Source organism: Micromonospora sp. NPDC047187, from assembly GCF_040643355.1.
GTDB lineage: Bacteria > Actinomycetota > Actinomycetes > Mycobacteriales > Micromonosporaceae > Micromonospora > Micromonospora salmantinae.
This window is the reverse complement of sequence record NZ_JBEYUF010000002.1, coordinates 378353-394262: the sequence shown is the minus strand read 5'-3', so window position 1 is coordinate 394262 and position 15910 is coordinate 378353. Positions and strand designations below refer to the sequence as shown.

Annotated in this window: 16 protein-coding genes; 10 read left to right on the top strand and 6 right to left on the bottom strand. The window is 71.4% G+C overall.

Annotation, left to right across the window (positions count from 1 at the left end; genetic code table 11):
* Positions 1-16: 16 nt before the first annotated feature.
* The 3 genes from kdpA to ABZ794_RS06360 form a co-directional block, all read right to left on the bottom strand.
* Positions 17-1672, bottom strand: coding sequence for a potassium-transporting ATPase subunit KdpA (gene kdpA, locus ABZ794_RS06370; RefSeq protein WP_238690734.1), 1656 nt, complete (start codon positions 1670-1672; stop codon positions 17-19).
* A complete protein-coding gene (gene kdpF / locus ABZ794_RS06365) occupies positions 1672-1761 on the bottom strand; it encodes a K(+)-transporting ATPase subunit F (RefSeq protein WP_036410889.1) in 90 nt (29 codons plus the stop codon). Before kdpF ends, kdpA begins: the two co-directional genes overlap by 1 nt.
* A gap of 436 nt (positions 1762-2197) precedes the next feature.
* Positions 2198-3238 carry an SAM-dependent methyltransferase gene (locus ABZ794_RS06360; RefSeq protein WP_238690733.1) on the bottom strand — a complete coding sequence of 347 codons (1041 nt, stop codon included), beginning with the start codon at positions 3236-3238 and terminating at the stop codon, positions 2198-2200.
* A 72-nt stretch (positions 3239-3310) separates the two neighbouring features.
* On the opposite strand from ABZ794_RS06360, the gene ABZ794_RS06355 reads away from it, so the two are divergent.
* Positions 3311-4198 (top strand): zf-HC2 domain-containing protein, encoded by an 888-nt coding sequence (locus ABZ794_RS06355; protein ID WP_238690732.1) that lies wholly within the window; start codon positions 3311-3313, stop codon positions 4196-4198.
* Between the two features lie 98 nt (positions 4199-4296).
* On the opposite strand, the gene ABZ794_RS06350 is transcribed toward ABZ794_RS06355, so the two are convergent.
* The gene (locus tag ABZ794_RS06350) at positions 4297-4941 is read right to left on the bottom strand and encodes a TetR/AcrR family transcriptional regulator (protein ID WP_210782912.1); all 645 of its coding nucleotides are present in this window, start codon (positions 4939-4941) and stop codon (positions 4297-4299) included.
* Between the two features lie 140 nt (positions 4942-5081).
* On the opposite strand from ABZ794_RS06350, the gene ABZ794_RS06345 reads away from it, so the two are divergent.
* The 8 genes from ABZ794_RS06345 (at position 5082) to ABZ794_RS06310 (ending at position 13013) form a co-directional block, all read left to right on the top strand.
* A complete protein-coding gene (locus tag ABZ794_RS06345) occupies positions 5082-6248 on the top strand; it encodes an acyl-CoA dehydrogenase family protein (RefSeq protein ID WP_210782911.1) in 1167 nt (388 codons plus the stop codon).
* Positions 6238-7452 (top strand): acetyl-CoA C-acetyltransferase, encoded by a 1215-nt coding sequence (locus ABZ794_RS06340; RefSeq protein ID WP_357514508.1) that lies wholly within the window; start codon positions 6238-6240, stop codon positions 7450-7452. Before ABZ794_RS06345 ends, ABZ794_RS06340 begins: the two co-directional genes overlap by 11 nt.
* Positions 7453-7467: 15 nt before the next feature.
* Positions 7468-9624 carry a 3-hydroxyacyl-CoA dehydrogenase NAD-binding domain-containing protein gene (locus tag ABZ794_RS06335; protein ID WP_357514506.1) on the top strand — a complete coding sequence of 719 codons (2157 nt, stop codon included), beginning with the start codon at positions 7468-7470 and terminating at the stop codon, positions 9622-9624.
* Complete coding sequence (locus ABZ794_RS06330; RefSeq protein WP_210782905.1) at positions 9621-10742, top strand: CaiB/BaiF CoA-transferase family protein; 1122 nt, start codon at positions 9621-9623, stop codon at positions 10740-10742. The genes ABZ794_RS06335 and ABZ794_RS06330 overlap by 4 nt, the downstream gene beginning before the upstream one ends.
* A 114-nt stretch (positions 10743-10856) precedes the next feature.
* Positions 10857-11315: a YbaB/EbfC family nucleoid-associated protein gene (locus ABZ794_RS06325; protein WP_357514503.1), complete on the top strand. Its 459-nt coding sequence runs from the start codon at positions 10857-10859 to the stop codon at positions 11313-11315.
* Between the two features lie 3 nt (positions 11316-11318).
* On the top strand, positions 11319-11660 hold the full coding sequence (locus tag ABZ794_RS06320; protein ID WP_357514502.1) for a hypothetical protein: 342 nt from the start codon (positions 11319-11321) through the stop codon (positions 11658-11660).
* Positions 11638-12723, top strand: a complete 1086-nt coding sequence (locus ABZ794_RS06315; protein WP_357514500.1) for a hypothetical protein — start codon at positions 11638-11640, stop codon at positions 12721-12723. Before ABZ794_RS06320 ends, ABZ794_RS06315 begins: the two co-directional genes overlap by 23 nt.
* Positions 12724-12737: 14 nt before the next feature.
* Positions 12738-13013 (top strand): hypothetical protein, encoded by a 276-nt coding sequence (locus ABZ794_RS06310; protein WP_238690727.1) that lies wholly within the window; start codon positions 12738-12740, stop codon positions 13011-13013.
* On the opposite strand, the gene ABZ794_RS06305 is transcribed toward ABZ794_RS06310, so the two are convergent.
* Both ABZ794_RS06305 and ABZ794_RS06300 read right to left on the bottom strand, forming a co-directional pair.
* Positions 13014-13877: a cytochrome c oxidase assembly protein gene (locus tag ABZ794_RS06305; protein ID WP_357514498.1), complete on the bottom strand. Its 864-nt coding sequence runs from the start codon at positions 13875-13877 to the stop codon at positions 13014-13016.
* Positions 13874-14356: a DUF2243 domain-containing protein gene (locus ABZ794_RS06300; protein WP_210782893.1), complete on the bottom strand. Its 483-nt coding sequence runs from the start codon at positions 14354-14356 to the stop codon at positions 13874-13876. Before ABZ794_RS06300 ends, ABZ794_RS06305 begins: the two co-directional genes overlap by 4 nt.
* A gap of 188 nt (positions 14357-14544) precedes the next feature.
* On the opposite strand from ABZ794_RS06300, the gene ABZ794_RS06295 reads away from it, so the two are divergent.
* Entirely contained in the window at positions 14545-15807 is a 1263-nt protein-coding gene (locus ABZ794_RS06295) for a DUF2786 domain-containing protein (RefSeq protein WP_210782891.1), read from the top strand.
* Positions 15808-15910: the final 103 nt, after the last annotated feature.

Here is a 15910-nt window from a genome sequence, read left to right as displayed (position 1 = left end):
TCGTTCCTCATGATGGTCAGAGCCCCTCTGCCAGCGGACCGAGCGCGAGCGCGGGCAGGAAGGTCAGCGCGACGAGGACCACGGTGACGCCGACGACCATGCCGATGAACAGCGGTCGGTGGGTCGGCAGGGTGCCCTCGGACGCGGGGGTGGGTGCCTGGCGGGCCAGCGAGCCGGCCAACGCGAGCACGAAGATGAGCGGCAGGAACCGGCCCAGCAGCATGCACAACCCGAGCGCGGTGTTCCACCAGGTGGTGTTGACCGTGATGCCGGCGAAGGCGGAACCGTTGTTGTTGCTGGCCGACGTGAACGCGTACAGCACCTCGGAGAGGCCGTGCGGGCCGACATTGAGCGCCGTGGAGTTGTTGCCGGTGCCGAACGCCGCCGCCGTGCCGACGAGCACCAGGATCGGTGTGATCAGGAAGTAGAGCGAGGCGAACTTGATCTCCCGCGAGCTGATCTTCTTGCCCAGGTACTCGGGGGTGCGGCCCACCATCAGGCCGGCCACGAAGACCGTGATCACCGCGAGGATGAGCAGGCCGTACAGCCCCGAACCGGTACCGCCCGGCGCGACCTCGCCGAGCATCATGTTGACCATCGTCATCATGCCGCCCAGCGAGGTGAACGAGTCGTGGAACGAGTTCACCGCACCGGTCGAGGTGAGCGTGGTGGCGGCGGCGAAGGTGGCCGAGTTCGACACGTCGAACCGCACCTCCTTGCCCTCCATCGCCGCGCCGACCGCCTGCGGCACCGTGCCGTGACCGGCCAGCTCGAAGATGTTGGTGATGGCGACGCTGAGGAACGCGAGGATGCCCATCACCGCGGCGATGGCGTAGCCCTGCCGGTTCTGCCCGACCATCCGGCCGAAGACCCGGGGCAGGCTGAACGGGATCAGCAGGAGCAGGAAGATCTCCAGCCAGTTGGTCCAGGTGGTGGGGTTCTCGAACGGGTGCGCGCTGTTGACGTTGTAGAAGCCACCACCGTTGGTGCCCAGCTCCTTGATCACTTCCTGGCTGGCGACCGGACCACCGGTGATGGTCTGGGTGCCACCGGTCAGCGTGCTCACGTCGGTGCCGCCGGACAGGTTCTGCACCACGCCGCCGATCATCAACACGATGGCGCCGAGCACCGCGATCGGCACGAGGATGCGCAGCACGATCCGGGTCAGGTCGACCCAGAAGTTGCCGAGCTGCCCGGTGCGGCTGCGGGCGAAGCCGCGTACCAACGCGACAGCCACCGCGATGCCGACCGCCGCCGAGGTGAAGTTCTGTACGGCCAGACCGGCCATCTGCACCAGGTGGCCCATCGTCGACTCACCCGAGTACCACTGCCAGTTCGTGTTGGTCACGAACGACACGGCCGTGTTCCACGCGCCGTGCGGCACCACCGGGTCGAGCCCCAGCGACAGCCACAGGTGGTTCTGCACCCGCTGGAACAGGTACAGGAACAGGATCGAGACCGCGGAGAACGCCAGCACGCTGCGGGCGTACACGCCCCAGGTCTGCTCGGCGGCCGGGTTGACCCCGACCAGTCGGAAGATGCCCCGCTCGACCCGCGACTGCCTCGTGCCGGAGACCGCCCGGAACATGTAGTCACCGAACGGCTTGTAAACGGCGACCAGGGCCGCCACCAGCGTCAACACGAAGATGACGCCTGCTGTTGTCGTGGTCATCAGAAGCGCTCCGGGAACAGCAGGGCGAACACCAGGAACGCGCCCAGGACGACCGCGAGCACCAGACCGACGGCGTTGACGGCGTTCACAGCTTCTCCACCGCCCGGACCACCAGGGCGAGCACTGCGAACAGCACCACCGTCAGGACCACGAAAACCACGTCAGACACGCTGACTCCTCAGCCGGAAAGGTTCGTCGCGACCGCCTTCCGGTCGCGCCGGGCAATCAAAGCCCCACCACCCGCCGGACGGCAGGGGTCATAACGCGACCATGACGGCGGCGAACCTTTTCTTGACGTGGTTTTCACACCTACCCACTGAACAGGTGAAATGCGGCACAGAGCACCGGTGGTCCGCGAGGTCAAGACGGGTGGTCCGCCCTTTGCTCTGCACCCGCGGAGGCGACACTCACGGTCTGTAGCTGGTGCCTCCGCGGGTGCAGAGCAAAGGGGAATGCAGGAGAGAGAGACCACGCGCGACCCGGAGGGGGTGGCTCATGGCGCGGCGGGGCGGAGGTGCGAGCCCGTCAGGCCGGGCGGCGGGCCACCAGCACGTCGCGCATGATCGACTGGTCCACCCGGTGCCGCAGCGCGCGGTAGGGCTCGGCGTCGACCACCGTCAGGCCGGCGTCGGCCAATGCCGCCGCCGCGTCGTCCCGACTGGCGACGTGGGTGTTCCAGGAGATCCCGAGCGCACCGCCGGGGCGCAACAACCGGGCCCAGACCGGCGCGGCGTCCGCGAGCAACGCCAGCGGGTCGCGGGTCAACCCCTGCCCAGCGGTACGACTGCCGTGCTGCACGCCGTACGGCGCGTCGGCGACGACCAGGTCGACGGTCTCCGGGCGGAAGAACTCCGCCGACCGGGCGGTGTCGGCGTTGACCACGTCCAGCAACTGCGTCTGGCCGGCCTTGTGCTCCTCGCGGGTCGGCGCCAACTCGATCCGCACCCGCCGGCCGACCACCTTGCGCTCCCGGCGCACCGGCCCCGACTCCAGCACCCGGTGCTTGACCCGCTTCTGCTTCAGCCAGGTGGTGATGAACGCCCGGTACGCCTCGACGTCCTTCTGGTCGCGCTCGATCCCGGCAGCGTCGAAGCCGTACATCAGCGCCTGGTTGAGGGTGGTGCCCCGACCGCAGAGCGGGTCGAGCACCCGGAACCGGCGGCTTGTCATCTCGGCGGCCCAGTCCGAGGCGAGCAGGGTGACGTTGAGCAGCAGCTTGGTGAACTGCTCATTGGTCTTGCCCGGGTACTTCTGGATGGTGAGCAGATCGTCGTCGTAGCGGTCCAGGCGGGTCCACTCGATCGGTCGCAGCAGCTCGCCGACGATCTCGAACAACGCGTACCCGGCGGAGAGGTTGCCCAGGACGGCCAGGTCACGCTCGGTCAGCCCGTCGCCGGTGAACGTGATGTAGGACGCCCCTCCCACGACCTCGGTGTCCAGCTCGCCGATCCGGCCGTCCAGCGCCGAGCGGCCGAAGATCTCCAGCTCGGCTCGGGTGAGGTCGACTGCGGCGCGGGCGTACACCCGGTTGGTGGCGGGCAGGATCAGCAGGCCGTAACGCGTCATGATCCGGCGAGTATTCCACAACCAGTCACTGTCGCCGGGAACCGGAGCGGCTGCCGGAGCGACTACTGATACATGGGGTGTGAGCAGTGGCGGGAGGTCCTGTCCGCGCAGCTGGACGGGGAGGAGACCGCCGGCGAACTGACGGCGGTGCAGGAGCACCTGGACGGGTGTGCCGAGTGCCGGGCCTGGTTCACGGCGGCGGCCGCGGTGACCCGTCGGGTTCGTACCCGATTGGTGGTCGAGGTGCCCGACCGGACGGCGGCGATCCTTGCCGCCGCCAGCGCGGCCCCGGCCCGCCGGTCACGGTGGCGGCGCGGCCCGCTGGTCGCCGGCCTGCGGAAGGTGCCCGGACGGGGCCAGCTCGCCGCCGGGTTGCGTGCGGCGTTCGGACGTGGCCCGCTCGTCGCCGGCCTGCGGTCGGCGCTCGGGCTGCTCGGCGCGGTGCAACTGGTGCTCGGCCTGGCCCAGGTGGGCCGGGGCGCGACCGCCGACCACCTGCACCCCACCGGCCAGCACCTGTGGCACGAGTCGGCGGCGTGGAACGTGGCAGTGGGCGCGGGCTTCCTCTTCGTGGCGCTGCGCCGCAGCCCACCCGCCGGCCTGCTGCCGATGCTCAGCGCGTTCGTCGGCACGTTGCTGCTGCTGTCGGTAAACGACCTGGCCACCGGTTCGGTGGGCGGGGAACGGCTGATCAGCCACGGCTTCCTGGTGGTCGGCTACCTGATCACCGTGCTGCTGTCCCGGCCCGGGCTGCGCCCCGGTGGCCCGGCACCACAGCGGCAGCCGACACCGTCGCGCTGGCGGTTCGGGGCCGACGAGGTGGACCGGCCGCTGCGGGTGGTGCGCCCCGAGTCCTATCCGGCGCAGGCGGCCGACCGGTACGCCGCACCGGCGGTGCATGCCGGCCAGGCCGCTCCGGCGGCTCGTACCGGCCAGGCCGGCGACCGACGCGCCGCCTGAGCGACCGGCGCCCTTCGGCGGACGGCGGTCAGCGCTCAGCGGCCCCGGCGTTCAGCGCTTGGCGGCCCCGGGCGGTCAGCGCTCAGCGGCCCCGGCGGTCAGCGCTCTGGTCGCGTCGGTTCGCGGTCGGCGAGGACCTGCGGGATGACCTGCTCGACGATGGTCAGCAGGGTCGTGGTGAGCAGCAGGTGCACCTGGGCGCGGGTCAGCGCACCACGCTGGAGCCATTCGCGGGCCGTCGAGGTCGCCAGACCCCCGTACGCCCGGACCATCCCGCGCAACTCCTCGCGGTGCTCCGCCTCGCCGGCCAGCCCGACGGCGACCAGCATGCGGTCCGCGGCGACCTCCTCGGCCTCGGCGAGCACCCGCTCCACGTCGGCGTCGCCGCCCATCCCCCGGGCGGTGACCGCCGCCAGCCACGAGGTGCTGTGCCGGGAAACCACGTCGAGGAACCAGGTGACGCTGGCGTCGACCCGGGTCCGGAGATCACCCTTGGGCAGCCGCTCCAGGGCAACCTCGGGGATGGTCACCATGACCCGGACGACCTCCAGGTACAGGTCCTTCTTCGCACCGAAGTAGTGGTTGACCAGCCCGCGAGCGACACCAGCCTCGCGGGCGACGTCGGTGGTCGACACGTCCGCGTACGGGCGCTCGCCGAACAGCCGGACCGCGCAGGCCAGGATCTGCCCACGCCGGGCGTCCGGCTCCAGCCGGCGGCGGCGCGGAGCCGTCTCGACACTCATCTGCCCGACCCTATCGACAGCCCACCGGTCGCCCGCCGTTCCTCACCATGATCACTTGATGCCCAGTAGTCGTCAGAGCTGCCTCTGAGCTACTCAGCATCTTATTGACATGCTGCCAACAGCGCGCGAGGGTGGTGCACATGCCGACCCCCCCGCCCGACGGCTCCCCCTCCCCCTGGCGCGAGCCGGAGCATGACGACCTGGCCGAGCTGGCCCGCGCCTTCTTCACCAAGGAGGTGTTGCCGCACGCCGAGCGCCTGCTGACGCAGGGCCATCCGGACCGCGAGCACTACCGGCGCGCCGGCGAGCTGGGGCTGCTCGGCCTGTCGGTCCCGGAGGAGTACGGCGGTGGGGGCGGCGGGTTCACCCACGAGGCGGTGCTGCTGCACGAGCAGGCGTACGCCGGGGAGAGCAGCCTCGGCCTGGCCGTCCACAGTGGCATCGTCACCGGTTACCTGGTGGCGTACGGCAGCGAGGAACAGAAGCGACGCTGGCTGCCCGGCCTGTGCAGCGGTGAGCTGGTCGGCGCCATCGCGATGACCGAGCCGGACGGTGGCTCCGATCTTCAGGCGATGCGCACCCGGGCGGTCCGCGACGGCGACGACTACCTGGTGACCGGCGCGAAGACGTTCATCACCAACGGTGCTCTGGCCGACCTGGTCATCGTGGCCGTGAAGACCGACCCCGAGCAGCGGGCGTCCGGCGTCTCGCTGCTGATCTGCGAGGTGGGTGGCGACCCGGCGGGGTTCCGGCGAGGCCGACTGCTGTCCAAGATCGGCCTGCACGCCAACGACACGGCGGAGTTGTTCTTCGACGAGTTCCGGGTGCCGGCGTCCAACCTGCTCGGCGGTGCCGAAGGGCTGGGCTTCATCCAGCTCATGCAGCAGCTTCCGCAGGAACGGCTGGTGATCGGCGTCGGCGCGGTGGCGGCCATGGAACGGGCGGTCGCGCTGACCGTCGCGTACGCCAAGGAGCGCACCGCCTTCGGCAAGACCCTGATGGGTCACCAGAACACCCGGATGGTGCTCGCCGAGTGCGCCACCCGCGCCCGGGTCAGCCGCGTCTTCCTGGACGACTGCATCGTCCGACACACGCGTGGCGACCTGGACGTCTCCACAGCGGCGATGGCGAAGTCATGGCTCACCGACGGGCAGTGCGAGGTCGTCGACCGGTGCCTTCAGCTCTTCGGCGGCTACGGCTACACCACTGAGTACCCGATCGCCCGGATGTACGCCGACGCCCGCGTCCAGAAGATCTACGGCGGCACCAACGAGATCATGAAGGAGCTGATCGCCCGTGCTCTCTGAGGCGTACGTCTATGACGCGGTCCGCACCCCGCGCGGGCGCGGCCGGGACACCGGCGCGCTGCACGGGGTCAAGCCCATCTCCCTGGTGGTCGGCCTGATCGACGCGTTGCGGGAGCGCAACCCCGGCCTGGACGTCGGCCGGTTGGAGGATCTGCTGCTCGGCATCGTGACCCCGGTCGGCGAGCAGGGTGGCGACCTGGCCCGGGCCGCCGCGCTGTTGGCCGGGCTGCCCGACCAGGTGGGCGGGGTGCAGCTCAACCGGTTCTGCGCCTCCGGGTTGGAGGCGGTCAACTCCGCCGCCGCCCGGATCCGCTCCGGCTGGGAGCATCTACTGCTCGCCGGCGGGGTCGAGTCGATGTCCCGGGTGCCGATGGGCTCCGACGGCGCGGCCTGGGCCACCGATCCGCAGACCGCGCTGGCCACGTCGTTCGTGCCGCAGGGCGTCAGCGCGGACCTGATCGCCACCCTGGAGGGCTTCACCCGCGACGACGTGGACGGCTACGCGCTGCGGTCGCAGGAGAGGGCCGCCAAGGCGTGGGCCGGCGGGTACTTCGCCCGCTCGGTGGTGCCGGTCCGCGACGGCAACGGACTGGACATCCTCACTGTCGACGAGCACCCGCGCCCGGAGACCACCCGGGAGGCGCTGGCCAGGCTCACCCCGTCCTTCGCCACGATGGGTGAGGCGGCCGGCTTCGACGCTGTCGCGTTGCAGAAGTTCCACTGGCTGGAGGCCATCGAGCACGTCCACCACGCGGGCAACTCGTCCGGCATCGTTGACGGCGCGGCGCTGACGCTGATCGGTTCGGAGCAGGTCGGTCGGGATCTCGGCCTCACCCCGCGCGCCCGGATCGTCGGCGCGGCGGTCACCGGCGCGGACCCGACGCTGATGTTGACCGGCCCGATCCCGGCCACCCACAAGGCGCTCGCCGTCGCCGGGCTCACAGTCGACGACATCGACCTGTTCGAGATCAACGAGGCGTTCGCCGCTGTGGTGCTCAAGTACGTCCGTGACCTGGGCCTCGACCCGGACCGGGTGAACGTCAACGGCGGCGCGATAGCGCTCGGCCACCCGCTCGGCGCGACCGGAGCGATGCTGCTCGGTACGGCGTTGGACGAGTTGGAGCGGCGTGACCTGCGCCGCGCCGTGGTGACCCTCTGCATCGGCGGCGGCATGGGCGTCGCCACCGTTCTCGAACGCTGCTGACCGGGGAGGACGACAATGACCAACACCATCCGGTACGACCGCGGCGCCGACGGCATCGTCACGCTCACCCTCGACGACCCCACCCAGTCCGCCAACACCATGAACCGGGCGTACGCCGCCTCGATGAGCGCCGCCCTGGACCGGCTGGAGGCCGAGCACGATCTCGCCGGCGTCATCGTGACCAGCGCGAAGTCGACCTTCTTCGCCGGCGGCGACCTGCCCGAGATGATCCGGGCCACCCGCGCCGACGCGCCCGACCTGGCCGCCCTGCTCGGCACCATCAAACGGGACCTGCGCCGGCTGGAGACGCTGGGCCGACCGGTGGTCGCCGCGGTCAACGGCTCGGCGCTCGGCGGTGGCCTGGAGATCGCGCTGGCCTGCCACCACCGGATCGCACTGGACGCCCCCGGCAGCCGGCTCGGGTTGCCCGAGGTGACGCTGGGCCTGCTGCCCGGGGCGGGCGGCGTCACCCGGACCGTGCGGATGCTCGGCCTGGCCAGCGCGCTGACCACGGTGCTGCTCACCGGCCGGCGGATGCGCCCGACCGACGCCCTGTCGGTCGGGCTGGTCGACGAGGTGGTCGCCACGCCCACCGAGCTGCTGGAACGGGCGCGGGCCTGGATCGCGGCGAACCCGCACCCGGCGCAGCCGTGGGACCGGCCGGACTATCGGATGCCCGGCGGCACCCCGGCCAGCCGTTCGCTGGCCGCACAACTGCCCGCCTTCCCGGCGACGCTGCGCAAGCAGCTCAAGGGTGCCCGGCTACCCGCGCCCGAGGCGATCCTGGCCGCTGCCGTCGAGGGCGCACAGGTCGACCTGGAGACCGCCCTGACCGTGGAGACCCGGCACCTGATCGGCCTGCTCACCGGGCAGGTCGCCAAGAACATGATCGGTGCGTTCTTCTTCGACCTGAAGGCCGTCAACGGTGGCGCGGCCCGACCGGCCGATGTGGACGCCGCACCGGTACGCCGGGTGGCGGTACTCGGGGCCGGCATGATGGGCGCGGGCATCGCGTACGCCTGCGCCAAAGCAGGGCTGGACGTCGTGGTCAAGGACGTCACGCCGGAGGCCGCCGGCCGGGCCCGGGAACACGCCGAGCGGCTACTGGCCCGCGCGGTACGCAAGGGTCGCACCACCGAGGCGGACGCCCGTGCCGTACTGGACCGGATCACCACCACCGACCAGGTGGACGCGCTGGCCGGCTGCGACGTGGTCATCGAGGCGGTCTTCGAGGACCCGGCGCTGAAGCAACGGGTCTTCGCCGAGGTGCTGCCCGTGCTGGCGCCCGACGCACTGCTCGCCTCCAACACCTCCACCCTGCCGATCACCGGGCTGGCCGCCGGCGTGGACCGGCCGGCGGACTTCATCGGCATGCACTTCTTCTCTCCGGTGGACCGGATGCCGCTGCTGGAGATCGTGGTCGGCGAGCGGACCGGGGACGTGGCGCTGGCCCGTGCGTTCGACCTGGGCCGGCGGATCGGCAAGACCCCGATCGTGGTCAACGACGGCCGGGGTTTCTTCACCAGCCGGGTGATCGGCAAGTTCATCGACGAGGCGGTCGGCATGGTCGCCGAGGGTGTCCCTGCCGCATCGGTGGAGCAGGCCGCCCTCCAGGCCGGCTACCCGACCGGGCCGCTGGCGCTGGCCGACGAGGTCAGCCTCACGCTGATCCAGCGGATCCGCCGCCAGTTCGAGGCGGCCAGCGAGGAGTTCCGCCCGCTTCCGGCGCACCGCCTGGTGGACGAGTTGGTCGACGCGTACGACCGGCCGGGGCGCGCCGCCGGACGCGGCTTCTACTCCTACGACGACGGCACCCGGGGCCGGCTGTGGCCCGGTCTCGCCGACCTGATCACCGACGCGGGTCGGGCGGTGCCGTTCACCGACCTCCAGGAACGGATGCTCTTCGCCGAGGCGCTGGACGCGCTGCGCTGCCTCGACGAGGGGGTGCTGCGCACCGAGACCGACGCCAACATCGGCTCGATCTTCGGCATCGGCTTCCCGGCGTGGACGGGCGGGGTGATCCGCTACGTCCGGCAGTACGCGGGCGGCCCGGCCGGCTTCGCGGCCCGTGCCACCGAGTTGGCCGGCATCTACGGCGACCGGTTCACGCCCCCCGCCGACCTGGCCGACCGGCTCGCCGCCCTCCGGGCCGAACCGGCTGACGTCGCATGACGGCGGCACACGGCGGGCCGCTGGCCGGGGTGCGGGTGGTCGAGCTGGCCAGCCTCGCCCCGGCGCCGTTCGGTTGCATGGTGCTCGCCGACCTCGGCGCGGACGTGGTGCGGGTGGACCGGCCGGGCGCCCCCGGAGCGGGCCGGCTGTCCGCACCGACCAGCGGGCCGCTGCAACGCGGGCGGCGGGTCACGGCGCTGGACCTGAAGTCCCCGGCCGGGGTGGCGGACCTGCTGCGCCTCGCCGACCGCGCGGACGTGCTGGTCGAGGCGTACCGGCCGGGGGTGGCCGAGCGGCTCGGCATCGGGCCGGAGGTGTGCCAGGCCCGCAACCCCCGACTGGTGTACGCGCGGATGACCGGCTGGGGTCAGGACGGCCCGCTGGCAGCCCGAGCCGGGCACGACATCGACTACATCGCGGTGGCCGGGGCGTTGGAGCCGCTGGGGCGGGCCGGCGAACGCCCGTACGCGCCGATGAACCTGCTCGGCGACTTCGGCGGCGGCGGGATGCTACTCGCCGTCGGGGTGCTGGCAGCGCTGCTGGAGCGGGAGCGCTCCGGCTTCGGCCAGGTTGTCGACGCGGCGATGGTGGACGGCTCTGCGCTGCTCACCTCGTTCCTGCACGGGCTGCTCGGCACCGGCCTGTGGGCCGCCCCGCGCGGGCGCAACATGTTCGACGGCGGGGCGCCGTTCTACGACACGTACGCCACCGCCGACGGTGGATTCATGGCGGTCGGCGCGATGGAACCGGCCTTCTACGCCGTACTGCTCAGCGGCCTCGGCCTCGCCGACGACCCGAACCTGCCCGCCCAGTACGACCCGAGCGGCTGGGACGAACTGCGCCGCCGGTTCACTGATCGGTTCGCCGAGCGCACCCGGGACGAGTGGACGGCGGTCTTCGCCGACCTGGACGCCTGCGTCGCGCCGGTGCTCGCCCCCGGCGAGGCGCACGCGCACCCGCACAACGCGGCCCGGGGCACGTTCGTCGAGGTGGGCGGCGAGATCCAACCGGCCCCCGCGCCCCGCTTCGACCGCACGCCGACCGCACGGCCAACCCCGGCGCCAGATCCGGAGCAGGACGTCCTGCCCGTCCAGGAGATCCTCACCGGCTGGAAGTGAACTCGGCGATCAGGGGTCGCGCCGCTCCACAGGGGACGTGGTGGGGCAGCCACGCAGGCGCCGCGTTGATACCGTCGCTCTTGATCGTGGACTGCAGACCCGAAGGGGACGAGCATGGCGAGCGGAATCGACCCGGCCGGCCTCAGCCGCTCACTCGAGGAGGCCATGCGCCTGCTGAGCCAGGTTCCGGGTTCAGCCTCGGCGCAGCCGGACGACGTCGATGAGCAGGACGACAGTGCCGCACCCGCCGTCGATCAGCTGACGGGGCGGGGCACCGGCGGGAACGGTCTCGTCGAGGCGGAAGTCTCCGCCTTCGGCGCCCTGCAGACCCTGGTGATCGATCCGAGCCTGTCCCGGGCCGGCACCGGGGCCATCGCCGAGTACGTCCTGGAGGCGGTCCAGGCAGCGCAGGCCGACGAGCGGGCCCGCAGAGCTGAGCTGACGGCGGCCGCTCACGTCGACACCGTGGCCCTCGGCAAGCAGCTCGAACGTGTCTCGGAAGACGCGTTCCGGGGTTTCCAGCAGATGATCGGCGACCTGGACGTCGTCACCCGCCGGACAGGCCAGCGCTGAGTCATGTCCGACGGGATCCAGGTCGACCTCGACGCTCTCCACGGCGCGGCGGCGTCGCTCGCGACAACCGGCCAGCAGCTCGGCGCGGAGATCGCCAGTCTTGAGTCGACTGTCAACGGGGCGGGTAACCCGTGGGGTGACGACGAGGCCGGCTCGCTGTTCGGTGCCGCGTACGTGGAAGTTCTGACGCACGCGCTCGACGTCTACCGGTCGATGGCCGACCAGTTGTCGGAGGCCGCCGGGAACCTCGACGCCAGTGCCGACGCCCACGAGGCGACCGACATCGCAAATGCCGAACTCTTCACGAGGATGGAGCTGCCCAGTGGGTATGCAGCTCCCTCCTGAACTCGCCGAGGCCCTGGGATGGGTCGGGTTTACCTGGCCGGCCGCCGACGAGGAGTTGCTCTTCCAGGCGTCCCAGCTGTGGTTCGCGTTCGCCGGCCGGCTCCGCACAGCGGTCGGGGAGGCGGAGGCGGGCGCTGCGAAGGTCGGGATGACGAACAGCGGAGACGACGTCCGCGCGTTCGAGCAGGCGTGGCAGGGCGAGGAGGGTGCACCGCGCCGGATGGAGGACGGCGCGCAGGCGGCTGAACTTATCGGTACGGCGTTGCTGGTGATGGCCATCATCACCCTGACCCAGAAGATCCTCGTCATCGTCCAGCTGACGATTCTGGTGATTCAGGTAGCGATGGCGTTGGCGGCAGCGGCACCCAGCCTCGGCTCCTCGTTGGCCTCGATCCCCGTCTCGATCGGCCTGGCCCGGATGGCCATCCAGCGGATCATCAAGGAGATCATCGAGCGGGTCGTCAAGGAGATCATTCCGCGGTTGTTGAAGCGTGCGAAGACGCTGCTGCGCCGTTTCAACCGCAAGGGCGCGAAGCCGGGTGGCCCCGGACGACCCGGTGTGCCCGGTCCGCACACCTCCCCGCGCTACCACAACACGAAGCCGATGCTCGACAAGTACCGCAACGAGCACCTGCCCGGAGGGCACTTCCCGACGGCGGTGCGCCGGCTCAGTCCAGAGGAACTCGAACAACACCGGGTCTTCTTCGACAGCAACGGCATGTTGCGCAGCGCCAGAAGCGGCGAGCCGTTCGACACGTCGAGCGCTCAGACCGTTTTCAGCGGAAACGGTCAGGCGATTTTCGTGATGGACCGGAACGGCAACCTCTATGCGTCCAACTACCAGAAGGTCGGCGACTTCCATCACTCCACACTGGGCAACGGGCAGCCGGTCGCCGCGGCGGGCGAGTTGGTCGTCAAGGACGGTAGGGTCCAGTACGCGACGGCACGCAGCGGTCATTACCAGCCCGATGTGAGCCACATGGCCAATCTCGACGCCGAGTTCAAGCGCAACGGCGTGGGCGGGGTTCCGATCCTTGCCTGGGACGGCAGCCAGATCTTCTAGGGGAGTCGACGAGCATGGGTACGGACAGCTGGAAGGGCCACGTCAACGGAATCCTCTACGGGATCCAGTTCGACCGGGTGCTCGACGACTCGGTAGTGACCCGGGTCGTCGACGGGGTGACCGCCGGGCTCTACCCGGGAGACCGGGCTGAGACGCGGGACGCACTGGACCAGGCGCTGCGCTATTCGGGCCCGCTGAACGACCAGGCTGAGACGCACCACGGTGAGGACGAGATCCGCTCGTTCTTCCGCCGACTCTCCGCCGCACTGGCCACTCCGCCTTCGAGCTGATCAAGAGGTTTGCGTCAAGGAACTGCCTTCCGGTGACGCAAACTTCTTGATCAACGGGAGTGGGGACGGGCGAGGGCGAGGGCGAGGGCGAGGGCGGCGGGAGTGGTACCAGGTGGCGAAGAGGGCTGCCGCCAGGAGCAGCTCGGCCAGGTCGCCGCCGTAGTACATGAGTAGGGCGGCCGAGCGAAACGCTTCCGGGTCCCGGTCGCTGAGGCCGGGCGGGAGGGTTTCGGCCTGGGCGTACAGGTACTTGGCCAGCACGGCGTGGCCAGCCGACGCGGCCAGTAATGCGCCGACCCGTACCGCCAGTCCGGGGCGACGCGGCGCCGGGTCCGGCCCGGCCAACGACCAGGCGAAGAGGTACCCGGCGGCCAGGTAGTGCAGGTGCACGGCGTGGTGCAGGACGGGTTGCCGTTCGGCCGCCGCGTACAGCGGGGTGAGCAGCACCAACGCCAACCCGCCGGTGGTCAGCAGCGCGGCGGTGACCGGGTGGGCGAGCAGGTGCAGCGGACGGGCGCGCAGCAGGAGGCCGACCGCTCGGCGTACCGGCGGCGGCGCTACCCGCAGCAGCAGCGTCACCGGGGCGGCGAGCACCAGCCCCAGCGGGGCCAGCATGCCCAGCAGCAGGTGCTGCGTCATGTGCCCGCTCGGGTTGTCGGGGAGTTGGGCCAGCGGTCCGACGGCGACCGCCAGCAGGGCGCAGCCGACCAGCCAGGAGGCGGTGCGTCGGTGGTCCCAACCCCGCGGGTCCCGAACGGCGGCCAGCACGTAGGCGACCGCCAACAACGCGACCGGGAACAGCGGGAACCAGTTCGGCCCGGCCGCATCGTGTCCGGCGTGCGCCAGCGGCCCGGCCACCGTCATCGGGGGCCGGCGCCGGGCCGGCGGGAGCGGGCCCGCCACAGGACGGCGACGCCGGCCAGCAGCAGCACAGCGCCGGCCACGTTCCAGACCACGTCGTACGGCACCAGGTGTACGCCGTAGCGGATCTGGTGCAGTCGGAGCACCTTGTGGTCGACGAGCCCGTCGAAGAGCTGGAATCCTCCGGCGCCGAGCAGGAAGCCACCCCAGGCCAGCCGGCTCGCCAGGGCATGCCGTCGACGCAGGTCGGCGAACCAGAAGAACCCACCGACCAGGGCGATCACCTCGGCGGCGTGCAGCAGCCCGTCCGAGAGCAGCGCCACCGAGGGGGTGGAGCGGTCGTAGAAGTGGTGCCAGGCGAGGAGTTGGTGAAAGACGATCTCGTCCACCGCGGCCATGATCGCGATGCCGATCAGGACGCCGACGAGGGTGGAGGAACGAACGTCGGCGGAACGGGGCCTCGACAGGCTCGAATCGACCACCACACACCTCGCAGTCAGCTGGATCAGGTTGCAAATACCCCGAACCGCACGAAACATGCCGGGCCGACGCGGCGGGAAGGCCCATTGGCTCGGTGGCACATCCCCGTTTCGTGACTTCCGGGCCACTGACGGCATGATCATGGAGCCTGGAGGGGCAGCGACAGCCAGATACCGAGAAGGAGGTGCCCGTGCCGGACGCGGACGAACTCGTCGCCAACGCGCTCGCGGCGGTGCGCGGCACTGACGTACGGCAGGCCGAACGGCAGCTGGACCAACTGATGGTCGGCACCGGCGCCGCGGACGGCACCACGGCGGTGGACGCCGCTCTGCTGCGTCGCCTGGTCCGCGGCCTGGGCCGGCTCTGGCCGCGCGGTTGGCAGCCGGTCGACGTGGACCGGATCACCGGTCGACGGCTCGACGCCCGCGCGGCCCGGCTGGTCCGTGCCGCGATGGCCGTCCAGCGACGCGTCCAGGCCGAGCCGATCCCGGCCTGGTGGGACGACCAGCTACGCGAGCTGGTGGCCACCGAGGGCGGTGCTGACGGCGGCGTGTTGGCGGGTTGGGCAATCCGGGAGGGTCTAGACCGGGCCGACGCGCTCCGCGCGGCCGTGGACACCCTCGCGCTGGTGGAGAGCCTGCCGCCGATCGCGGTGCTGCGCCCACCGCCGGGCACGAGCGGCGCGGCACTGCCCCGCACTGCGGGCACGGCTCGCAGCGGGTCGCCGATGCTGGATCGGGTGCGGGCGCTGCTGGCGAAGGCCGAGTCGACCACCTTCCCGGCGGAGGCGGAGGCGCTGACCGGGAAGGCCCAGGAGCTGATCGCCCGGCACAGCATCGACGAGGCGCTGCTGGCAGCCGGGTCGGAGCGCGGAGACCTGCCCGGCGGGGTACGCCTGAGCACCGACGCCCCGTACGCGGGCGCGAAGGCGCTGCTGGTGCAGGAGGTGGCGGCGGCGAACCGGTGCGAGGCGGTCTGGTCCGACGATCTCGGCTTCGCCACAGTGCTGGGCTGGCCGGCCGATCTGGTGGCGGTGGAGTTGCTCTACACGTCGCTGCTGGTCCAGGCCACTGCGGCGATGCTGCGGGGGCGTGCCGAGCGCCGGCCGGGGTCGGGGCGACGGACGAAGGTCTGGGACGAGTCCTTCCTCAACGCGTTCGCGCTGCGGATCGGCGAGCGGCTGCGCACGGCCACCGAGGCGGCGACAAACGCGGCGGACCAGGCGGCGGCCGAGACGGCCGGGGCGGAACGGCTGTTGCCGGTGCTCGCGGCGCGGGGCGAGGCGGTCCGGGAGCGGTTGGACACGCTCTTTCCCGGCGTCACCCGGCACCGGCTCAGCGTGCGCGACGCCGAGGGCTGGTCGTCCGGCACCTCGGCCGCCGACCGGGCTTCGCTGGACGTCGGCGGTGCCCGGAAGCCCCGACAGGTGCCCGGCCGACCCGATCCGCGCTGAACCATCCGGCGTGGGAACGCACCCAGCGGATGTTTCTGCGATTTTCTTCGGTACGCGGTAGGGATCGGGGGAACGGCTCCGACCCTCCGGTGAGTCGCGCCCC

Coding starts and splice junctions, on each gene's coding strand:
- ABZ794_RS06325 (WP_357514503.1), top strand. CDS start 10,857: ATGGCGAGCGGAATCGACCCGGCCGGCCTCAGCCGCTCACTCGAGGAG.
- ABZ794_RS06355 (WP_238690732.1), top strand. CDS start 3,311: ATGGGGTGTGAGCAGTGGCGGGAGGTCCTGTCCGCGCAGCTGGACGGG.
- kdpA (WP_238690734.1), bottom strand. CDS start 1,672: ATGACCACGACAACAGCAGGCGTCATCTTCGTGTTGACGCTGGTGGCG.
- ABZ794_RS06335 (WP_357514506.1), top strand. CDS start 7,468: ATGACCAACACCATCCGGTACGACCGCGGCGCCGACGGCATCGTCACG.
- ABZ794_RS06350 (WP_210782912.1), bottom strand. CDS start 4,941: ATGAGTGTCGAGACGGCTCCGCGCCGCCGCCGGCTGGAGCCGGACGCC.
- ABZ794_RS06310 (WP_238690727.1), top strand. CDS start 12,738: ATGGGTACGGACAGCTGGAAGGGCCACGTCAACGGAATCCTCTACGGG.
- ABZ794_RS06320 (WP_357514502.1), top strand. CDS start 11,319: ATGTCCGACGGGATCCAGGTCGACCTCGACGCTCTCCACGGCGCGGCG.
- ABZ794_RS06360 (WP_238690733.1), bottom strand. CDS start 3,238: ATGACGCGTTACGGCCTGCTGATCCTGCCCGCCACCAACCGGGTGTAC.
- ABZ794_RS06330 (WP_210782905.1), top strand. CDS start 9,621: ATGACGGCGGCACACGGCGGGCCGCTGGCCGGGGTGCGGGTGGTCGAG.
- ABZ794_RS06305 (WP_357514498.1), bottom strand. CDS start 13,877: ATGACGGTGGCCGGGCCGCTGGCGCACGCCGGACACGATGCGGCCGGG.
- ABZ794_RS06345 (WP_210782911.1), top strand. CDS start 5,082: ATGCCGACCCCCCCGCCCGACGGCTCCCCCTCCCCCTGGCGCGAGCCG.